The following is an 8,285-nucleotide window of genomic DNA, read 5'->3' as shown; positions in this document are numbered from 1 at the left end:
ACTATGGCTGGTCGACTGGATGGAGCTTCACTGGATTTCCACGCTTCGCCTGACTTCATCAGGCAGATGGAAGGCTACGGCCTCACGACCGTAGAGATCCACTACTTCTTTCCCGACCACCCCAAATTGCTGCAGCTCTTCACTTTCCAGCAATACGACGAGGCGCCGACGTTCCCGGTGCTGCGCAAGTTTCTCGACTACTGGGCCCGCGAAATCGAAGGGCCGCTGCATTCGGTGCGGGTTGCCCACAAGCGGCTGATCGGCCCGCAGGAATGGCGCGCGGTGAACGGGGTCATTTCGATCCACTGACGGGCGCTGCCGTGCGCTTTTCGCGGGCCTCCCGCAGGGCCTTGCCGAATACGGCCTGCATTGCCTGATAGCCACCGGGCGTCAGATGGATGCCGTCGGCCAGATAAAGCTCGTGCCGCATTGTCCCGCCGGGGCCGGTGAGCGCTGCGTGGTAATCTGCAAGGATAACGTCATGCGCCTTGGCGAGCTTGCGCAGGGCGGCATTGAGGCGCGCCACGTCCGGCGCCGGATCACCGGACTTGAACCCGGCGAAATCGCGTATCGGCGGGATCGTGCCGAGGATCACCGCTTCCCCATGGAACCGGGCCAGTTCCACCATGTCCAGCACGTTGCCTGTTAACTGATCGGCGGTGAAGGGGCCGGCGAGGCCCAGCAGGTCGTTGGTGCCGAGCAGGATGTGCACGATGCGCGGATGCAGGGCGATCACATCCTGCCGGAAGCGCAGCAGTACTTGTCCGCTCGTCTGTCCGCCCACGCCGCGCGTGACGATGCCCGGAGCTTTGCCCGGCCAGCGCTCGGTCAGCGAATCGCCGATCATGACGACATCGGGGCGCGTGCCCGAGGCGACGAGCCTGCGGTTCTCCGCGCGCCATGCACAGAGCGCGCCCCAGTCGTCGAAGCCGTTGCCGGTGACTGGCTGCCCTTCGGCGGTACAGGGTTCGCCGCTCAGCCCGATCAGGGCGGCGCGCTGGTGGTCATGCCAGAGCGTGAAGCCGAGATAGACCGCCGCCGCCAGCGCCAGTCCGGTGAGGACGAAGCGGAGGCGGAGGGTCATCACATCAGCCGATGATGCCGACTGCCTTGCCGGCGCGGGTGAACATGCCGATGATCTGCTGGACCTGCTCGGCCGAATGTTCAGCGCAGAGCGAGCAGCGCAGCAGCGTCATGTTGGCAGGGGTTGCCGGCGGCCGCGCAAGGTTCACATAGAGCCCTTCGTGCAGCAGCGCTTCCCACATCGCCGCGCCGCGTTCGAGGTCGGGCATGATGACCGAGATGATCGCGCTCTGCGGCTCTTCGGTGCCGAGCTGGAACCCGGCATCGCGCAGGCCCTTGTGCAGCACGCGCGAATTGCCCCAGAGATGCGCGCGCTTGTCCCCGGCGTGCATCAGCTTGCGGATCGAGGTGCAGGCGGTTGCCACCACGCTGGGCGGCAGGCTGGCGGTGAAGACGTAGGGACGGCAGACCAGCCGCATGATCTCGAACTTGGGATGGTTCGAAACGCAGAAGCCGCCGACCGTGCCGACCGACTTGGAGAACGTGCCGATCACGAAGTCCACCTGATCGAGGCAGCCCTGTTCCTCGGCCACGCCGCGGCCGTTGGGGCCGATGAAGCCCATCGAGTGGGCCTCGTCCACCAGCACCATCGCGCCGTACTTCTTGGCGACGGCGATCATCTCCTTGAGCGGGGCGATGTCGCCGAGCATCGAATAGACGCCTTCGAGCACGACCAGCTTGCCCGCGCCTTCGGGAATGCGGCGCAGGCGCTTTTCCATCGCCTCGATGTCGTTGTGCTTGAACGGCACGACTTCGGCATCGCCCATCTTGCAGCCGTCCCAGATCGAGGCGTGGCTGTCGATGTCGAGGACGATGTAGTCGCCCTTGCCCGCGATGGTGGAAATGATGCCGAGGTTCGCCTGGTAGCCGGTCGAGAACACCATGGCATGGTCCATGGCGTAGAAATCGCACAGCGCCTGCTCGACCGCCTTGTGCCCGGCATAAGTGCCGTTCAGCACGCGGCTGCCGGTGGTGCCCGATCCGAAATCGTCGAGCGCCTGCTTGCCGGCTTCGATCACGTCGGGATCGAAAGTCATGCCCATGTAGTTGTAGGTGCCGAGCAGGATCGTCTCGCGTCCGTTGCAGACCGCTACCGTGGGCGAGATCACCCGCTCCATGACCAGGCCGAAGGGATCGGTCACGCCGGTGGCGAGAAGGTCGCGGCGCATTGCGATCAGCGGATCGAACTTGCTGAACAGGTCCACGTGGGCCTGGGTCACATCATCGTCGAGCATGTCGGTCATGGCTTGCGGTTCCTTCAGCCCTGCAGCTTCGTCACGGCATCGACGAGCTGGCCGTAAGTCTCGATCTCGGCCTGCTGGTTCATCGAGATGATGATGTCGAACTCGTCCTCGATCGCGGCGACGAAATCCATCACGGTCAGGCTGTCGAATTCCAGATCGTCGGTGAAACGGGTGGCGTCGGTGATCGCCACTTCCTTCTTGTTGAAGGGTTCGATCAGCGCGGCGATCCGGGCCGAGGTCTCTTCGCGATCCATGGTCTTTACAACTCCGAGTAAGTCCGGGCGGCTCTCTGGCCGGGAAATGCGGCGCAAAAGCGGCGGGGGAGGGGAAAGTCAAGCGGCAGGTCGTTTCTTCTGTCCCGCCCCGCTCCGTCCCGCTCTGCCCCGTCCCGCTCTGCCATCGTCATTGCGAGGAGCGTAGCGACGAAGCAATCCAGGGCGGTTTGCGGCTGCTCTGGATTGCCGCGCGGCTTCGCCGCTCGCAATGACGATGGGGGTGTGACGTTCGAAGCCGTCACAGCAATGATCTCACGGCCTGCATGAAAGGCCCGATCGAGACCGGCTTGGCGAGGTATCCCTCGGCCCCGGCCTCGCGGATGCGTTCCTCGTCGCCCTTGCCGGCATAGGCGGTGACGGCCAGCATCGGGATCGCCCGCAGCACCGGGTCCTTCTTGGCCGCCTCGATCAGGTCCAGCCCCGAGACATTGGGGAGCTGGATGTCCATGATGACGAGATTGGGGACAAATTCGCGCGCCCGGTCGAGCGCGTCGAGCCCGTCCGCGACCGGCTCCACCGCGTAGCCCTGGCTCTTGAGCACATCGCAAAAGAGCTTTCGATTGAGATCGTTGTCCTCGACAACGAGGATTCGCTTTGCCATTCGACGCCCGCGCACCATGTTAGGGGTGCCGTCCCCTCTATTCCAGGCAAGCGAGGCTGACAATTCTCCGAGAGCCGCCATCCCCATTTCCGGACCCGCAGGCCCTGGCGCTGAACGCGCTGGGCTGGGTGCTGGGCGACGCTGACCGGGCCGCCCGGTTCCTGGCGCTGACCGGCCTCACTCCCGACGACTTGCGCGCATCGCTGGGCGAATCGGCCACGCTCGGCGCGGTGCTGGATTTCCTCTGCGCGCACGAACCGGACCTGATCGGTGCCGCCGATGCGCTGGGCGTCACGCCCGCGCAGCTTGCCGGCACGCGCGAAAGGCTAAGCCCATGACCCGGCCGCTGCTCATCACCGATTGCGATGAAGTGCTGCTCTACATGATCACGCACTTCCGCGACTGGCTTGCCGAGGACGAAGGCGTGGCCTTCGACATGGGACACGGCGAATTCTACCGGTCGATGCGGCGCATCGCCACGGGCGAACCCATCGAGCAGGACGAGATGTGGGCGCTGCTCAACAAGTTCTTCGACGGGCAGATGCACCGCCAGACCCCGGTCGAAGGAGCGGTCGAGGCGATCGCCGCGATTCGCGAACATGCCGATGTCGTCGTGCTGACCAACCTGCTCGATTTCCGCCGCGATGCCCGCCGCGCGCAACTGGCGGGGCATGGCATCGACGTGCGCGTGTTCACCAATCAGGGGCCGAAGGGACCGGCACTGCAGGCGATTCTCGATGAATACCGGCCCAGCCGCGCGGTTTTCATCGATGATCTGTCGCAGCATCACGGCTCGGTCTTCGAGGTTGCACCGCAGGTGCGCCGTCTCCATCTTTGCGCCGAGCCGCTGGTCGCGCCGCATATCCCCTGTGCCCACGAGGCCGGCCATGCCCACGCGCGCATAGACGAATGGGACCGCGCGCTGCCCTGGCTTCTGGAAAGTCTGACTTGCGAAGAAAAGGACCTGCAAGCGAATGAGTGACATCGAAAACCGCCTGGCCGAACTCGGTCTGACCCTGCCCGAACCCGCCGCGCCGGTGGCGGCCTATGTGCCGGTGGTCGTGGCCGGCGGGCTGGCCCATGTTTCGGGCCAATTGCCTTTCGTGGCCGGCAAGCTGGTGACGGGCCGCCTGGGCGAGGACGTGGCGCTGGAAGACGGGATCGAGGCGGCGCAGGCCTGCGCGGTGATGATTCTGGCCCAGCTCAAGGCGGCGCTGGGGTCGCTCGACCGGGTCGAGCGGGTGGTCAAGCTGGGCGCCTTCGTCAATTCGGCCGGATCGTTCACCGACCAGCCCAAGATCGCCAATGGCGCATCGGAACTGATGGTTGCGGTCTTCGGCGAGGCTGGAAAGCACGCCCGCAGCGCCGTCGGCGTGCCGGTGCTGCCGCTGGGCGCCGCCGTCGAAGTGGACGCCGTCGTTGCCGTTCGCCCTGCTTGACCGCTGGCTTTCGCCCCCGCCCGATCCGCGCAAGGTCGGGTGGCTGGGCGAATACAGCTATGCCCATCGCGGGCTGCACGATGCCGGCGTGCCGGAAAATGCGCGCTCGGCGTTCGAGCGCGCGGCGATGGCCGGCTGCGGCATCGAGCTTGACGTGCAGCGCTCGGCCGACGGGCTGCCGGTGGTCTTCCACGACGAGACGCTGGACCGGATGACGGCGGAAACCGGCGCGCTGGCCCGGCGCAGCGCCGCGCAACTGGGCGCGATCCGTCTGGCCGGGACCGCCCAGACGATCCCGACGCTGCGGCAGGTGCTGGCCGACATGGGCGGACGGGTGCCGGTGCTCATCGAGATCAAGTCCGGCCGCGATGTCCGTATCGAGGCCCTGTGCCTGGCCGTGCGCCGGGTGCTCGAAGGCTATACCGGCCCCCATGCAGTGATGAGCTTCGATCCGCGCGTTGCGCACTGGTATCGGCAGCACTCGCCGCACACGGTGCGCGGGCTCTCGATCACTGAAGGCGAAGACCGGGCGCTTCCCGGCAAAGTGCGCCGCCGTCTGGCGCTGTGGCACGCGCGGCCGGATTTCCTGTGTTACGACGTGCGCGATCTGCCCAGCCGCTTTGCCGCCGCGCAGCGCCGCCGGGGCCTGCCCGTCGTGGCATGGACCGTGGTGAGTGCCGAGCACCGCGAGCGGGCCGCTGCCCATGCCGATGCCGATATTTTCGAAGGCGTAGCGCGCCCTGCTGGAAAGGCGGCTGGAAAGGTGGTCGGGCAGGCGTGAGCGAGGGTGCTTTCACGGCGAAAGTCCATGGTTCGGTTCGCGAACTTCCGGCGGCCGAATGGGACGCTCTGACGCCGGGCGGCAATCCTTTCGTCAGCCATGCCTTTCTCACCGCCATGGAAAATTCGGGCAGCGTCGGCGGGCGCAGCGGCTGGACGCCGGTGCCGATCGTGATCGAAGGGCCGGACGGGCGGCTGGCGGCGGCGCTGCCGTCTTACCTGAAGGAACATTCGCAGGGCGAATACGTCTTCGACCATGCCTGGGCCGATGCCTGGCACCGTGCGGGCGGGGCCTACTACCCCAAGCTGCAGATCGCCGTGCCGTTCACCCCGGCCACGGGGCCGCGCCTGCTGACCCCGCATCCCGAACTCGCCCTGCCGCTGCTGCGCGCGGCGGAGACCTTGTGCCGGGACAGCGGGTTGTCCTCGGCGCACGCCACGTTCATCGAACCGGAACAAGTGCCGCTGTTCGAAGAGGCGGGATGGCTGCTGCGCGAGGATATCCAGTTTCACTGGGAAAACCGCGGCTACGCGAGCTTCGAGGATTTCCTGAGCGCCTTGTCCTCCCGCAAGCGCAAGGACTTGCGCAAGGAGCGCGCGAAAGCGCAGGAGGGCGTGGAAATCCGGGCCCTGCGCGGCGCAGCCATCACCGGAGCCCACTGGGATGCGTTCTGGGAATTCTATCAGGATACCGGCGCCCGAAAATGGGGCAGGCCCTATCTGACGCGGGAAGCTTTTACGCTGCTGGGCGAGACCATGGCGGAACAGATCCTGCTGGTCTTGGCCTTCATCGATGGCACGCCGGTGGCAGGTGCGCTCAATTTCATCGGCGGCGATACGCTTTACGGGCGCTATTGGGGCGCGCGGATCGACAAGCCGTTCCTGCATTTCGAGCTGTGCTATTATCAGGCGATCGACGCGGCGATCGAACTGGGGCTGGCCCGCGTCGAAGCGGGCGCGCAGGGCGGCCACAAGCTGGCCAGAGGCTATGAGCCGGTGCGCACGGTCTCAGCGCATTACATCGTCCACGAAGGATTGCGCGCGGCCGTTGCCGATTATCTGGCGCAGGAGCGGGCGGGCATCGCCCGGGACCAGATCTGGCTTGGCGAGCGTTCGCCGTTCCGCAAACCGGAAGGTTAACGGCCGGGCCGCTCAGGCTGCTCTGCGATTCGCGGCAGCGAGCCATTCGCGCGCGCGGCGCTGGGCTTCGGCGATTTCACGGGCGGACATTTCGTCGGCGACTTCGGAACGGCATGCAGCCGCTTCCTCATGCCCGGCAACGGCGGCGAGATTGAACCACTTGTGTGCTTCGATCAGATCGCAGCTGGCGCCGTGGCTGCCAGTCGAAAAGGCAACGCCAAGGTCGAAATAGGCAGAAAAGTCACCTTGCGCCGCTGCGGCGAGGCATTCTGCGACCAGCATGTCGCCGGCGGAAAAGTCGGCAGCCGTTGCCGGTTCGGCATAATATTGCGTGTTCCAGGCAGTTTTCATGATTCGTTACCCCCGTCTGATTTGCAGTACCCCTTTCTTCGGACCGCTTATTTGGTCTTCTGATGGCGACACGCTGGAACATAGCCCGTCAAGAAATGGTTAATGCGGGATAGGAGAGTTGCCGGGCGCCGGCGCGAAATCGTGCCGAATCGAAACCGCGTCCCGGAATTTTGTGGACGAGCGGCCATATGTGCTTGTGCCCCGGAATCTGCCGACCTATAGGGCCCCGCAACCACGGATCGTTTTACGGTTGCCGGAAAAATCCGGGGCTGCAGGGCGTTGGCGGTCCGAGGAGACACCTGCGGAGTTTCTCTGGATGGCAACGGCCCTATCTGACGAAATTGATGTTCTCGCCAAGGCAAAGCGTGCGATTGGCGGAGCCTATATTCCCGCTGCTGACGAACCTTACATGAGTGAGGCCCAGCAGGACTATTTCCGGAAATTGCTTCAAGCCTGGAAGCGTTCGATTCTCGACGCGGCGGCTGGTACGCTGCAGCAGTTGCAGGATGGGCCCATTCGCGAGCCCGACCTCAACGACCGTGCATCGAGCGAGACCGACTGGGGCATCGAGTTGCGCACCCGCGACCGCCAGCGCAAGCTGATCGCCAAGATCGATTCCGCGCTGCGCCGGATCGAGGAAGGCGAATACGGCTATTGCGAGGTCACGGGTGAGCCGATCGGCCTTGGCCGGCTGGAAGCGCGTCCGATCGCGACGATGACGGTGGAAGCGCAGGAAGCCCACGAACGCCGCGAAAAGGTTTCGCGCGACGATTGATTCGGGGTTCCCGCCAAGCGGGCCGAATCGCCGGGGCAGCGCCCGTGAACGGTGCGCTGTTAAGCGTTTGTTTGCCATTTGCCGGTAAGCCGAAACGGCAGCGTGCCGATTGCTGTTTCGCGTTTTATGGCGGACAAAAAACGGGCAAGCTGGCAAAAGGGGCAAGCTGGTTCGAATGCCGGACGGAGATCATGAGCGAAAGTGACAATCGTCAGGTCGCACGCGACAGCCTGTTTCTCATGGCGAATATGCGCGTGGACGGTCTTGATGGCGAGCACCGCATCAAAGTTCGCAACCTGTCCGCCGGCGGGATGATGGGCGAAGGTCCCGTGCGCGTCATGCGCGGGGCGATCGTCGAAGTGGATATCCGCAATGTCGGCTGGGTCGAAGGTTCGGTGGCCTGGGTTCAGGAGAGCCGCTTTGGCGTCGCCTTCCGCGAGGATATCGACCCCAAGCTGGCGCGTGCGCCGGTGAGTATTGCCGAAGACCCCACGCCGCGGTTCGTGCGCAATCACGAAGCGCACTTCTCGCCCAGCGAAAACCTCCGCAAGATCTGACCCGATCCTTGTGAAATATTGCCCCGGGTGCATTTGCGGC

The 8,285-nt window shown here is 65.1% G+C and carries 13 protein-coding genes; 8 read left to right on the top strand and 5 right to left on the bottom strand.

Annotated elements, in window-relative coordinates; genetic code table 11:
- Positions 1 to 3: 3 nt before the first annotated feature.
- The gene (locus NN5_RS13100; RefSeq protein ID WP_067734554.1) at positions 4 to 309 is read left to right on the top strand and encodes an usg protein; all 306 of its coding nucleotides are present in this window, start codon (positions 4 to 6) and stop codon (positions 307 to 309) included.
- On the opposite strand, the gene NN5_RS13095 is transcribed toward NN5_RS13100, so the two are convergent.
- The 4 genes from NN5_RS13095 to NN5_RS13080 all read right to left on the bottom strand — a co-directional run bounded on the left by NN5_RS13095 (position 293) and on the right by NN5_RS13080 (position 3,203).
- Positions 293 to 1,084, bottom strand: a complete 792-nt coding sequence (locus NN5_RS13095; protein ID WP_067734553.1) for a GDSL-type esterase/lipase family protein — start codon at positions 1,082 to 1,084, stop codon at positions 293 to 295. The two genes, NN5_RS13100 and NN5_RS13095, sit on opposite strands and share 17 nt — an antisense overlap.
- A 4-nt stretch (positions 1,085 to 1,088) precedes the next feature.
- Positions 1,089 to 2,327, bottom strand: a complete 1,239-nt coding sequence (gene spt, locus NN5_RS13090) for a serine palmitoyltransferase (protein ID WP_174523893.1) — start codon at positions 2,325 to 2,327, stop codon at positions 1,089 to 1,091.
- Positions 2,328 to 2,341: 14 nt separating this feature from the next.
- Positions 2,342 to 2,581: an acyl carrier protein gene (locus NN5_RS13085; protein ID WP_067734552.1), complete on the bottom strand. Its 240-nt coding sequence runs from the start codon at positions 2,579 to 2,581 to the stop codon at positions 2,342 to 2,344.
- A 259-nt stretch (positions 2,582 to 2,840) separates the two neighbouring features.
- Positions 2,841 to 3,203, bottom strand: a complete 363-nt coding sequence (locus tag NN5_RS13080) for a response regulator (protein WP_067734551.1) — start codon at positions 3,201 to 3,203, stop codon at positions 2,841 to 2,843.
- 128 nt (positions 3,204 to 3,331) lie between these two features.
- Here NN5_RS13080 and NN5_RS13075 point away from each other — a divergent pair, with 128 nt between their 5' ends.
- The 5 genes from NN5_RS13075 to NN5_RS13055 are packed head-to-tail and all read left to right on the top strand — an operon-like array spanning position 3,332 to position 6,562.
- Positions 3,332 to 3,541: a DUF3572 family protein gene (locus NN5_RS13075; protein ID WP_067734550.1), complete on the top strand. Its 210-nt coding sequence runs from the start codon at positions 3,332 to 3,334 to the stop codon at positions 3,539 to 3,541.
- The gene (locus tag NN5_RS13070) at positions 3,538 to 4,185 is read left to right on the top strand and encodes an HAD family hydrolase (protein ID WP_067734549.1); all 648 of its coding nucleotides are present in this window, start codon (positions 3,538 to 3,540) and stop codon (positions 4,183 to 4,185) included. The genes NN5_RS13075 and NN5_RS13070 overlap by 4 nt, the downstream gene beginning before the upstream one ends.
- A complete protein-coding gene (locus tag NN5_RS13065) occupies positions 4,178 to 4,642 on the top strand; it encodes a RidA family protein (protein ID WP_067734548.1) in 465 nt (154 codons plus the stop codon). The genes NN5_RS13070 and NN5_RS13065 overlap by 8 nt, the downstream gene beginning before the upstream one ends.
- Complete coding sequence (locus NN5_RS13060) at positions 4,623 to 5,423, top strand: glycerophosphodiester phosphodiesterase family protein (RefSeq protein ID WP_067734547.1); 801 nt, start codon at positions 4,623 to 4,625, stop codon at positions 5,421 to 5,423. Before NN5_RS13065 ends, NN5_RS13060 begins: the two co-directional genes overlap by 20 nt.
- Positions 5,420 to 6,562 (top strand): GNAT family N-acetyltransferase, encoded by a 1,143-nt coding sequence (locus tag NN5_RS13055; RefSeq protein ID WP_067734546.1) that lies wholly within the window; start codon positions 5,420 to 5,422, stop codon positions 6,560 to 6,562. Before NN5_RS13060 ends, NN5_RS13055 begins: the two co-directional genes overlap by 4 nt.
- A gap of 12 nt (positions 6,563 to 6,574) precedes the next feature.
- On the opposite strand, the gene NN5_RS13050 is transcribed toward NN5_RS13055, so the two are convergent.
- Positions 6,575 to 6,913: a hypothetical protein gene (locus NN5_RS13050; RefSeq protein WP_067734545.1), complete on the bottom strand. Its 339-nt coding sequence runs from the start codon at positions 6,911 to 6,913 to the stop codon at positions 6,575 to 6,577.
- 316 nt (positions 6,914 to 7,229) lie between these two features.
- Between NN5_RS13050 and dksA the strand changes: the two genes are divergently transcribed.
- The gene (gene dksA, locus NN5_RS13045) at positions 7,230 to 7,688 is read left to right on the top strand and encodes an RNA polymerase-binding protein DksA (RefSeq protein WP_067734544.1); all 459 of its coding nucleotides are present in this window, start codon (positions 7,230 to 7,232) and stop codon (positions 7,686 to 7,688) included.
- Positions 7,689 to 7,732: 44 nt separating this feature from the next.
- Positions 7,733 to 8,245, top strand: a complete 513-nt coding sequence (locus tag NN5_RS13040; protein ID WP_306305103.1) for a PilZ domain-containing protein — start codon at positions 7,733 to 7,735, stop codon at positions 8,243 to 8,245.
- Positions 8,246 to 8,285 lie beyond the last annotated feature (40 nt).

The sequence above is a fragment of the Novosphingobium naphthalenivorans NBRC 102051 genome (assembly GCF_001590985.1).
Taxonomy (GTDB): domain Bacteria; phylum Pseudomonadota; class Alphaproteobacteria; order Sphingomonadales; family Sphingomonadaceae; genus Novosphingobium; species Novosphingobium naphthalenivorans.
Note: the sequence above shows the minus strand (reverse complement) of the source record. Positions and strands in the feature narration are given on the sequence as shown.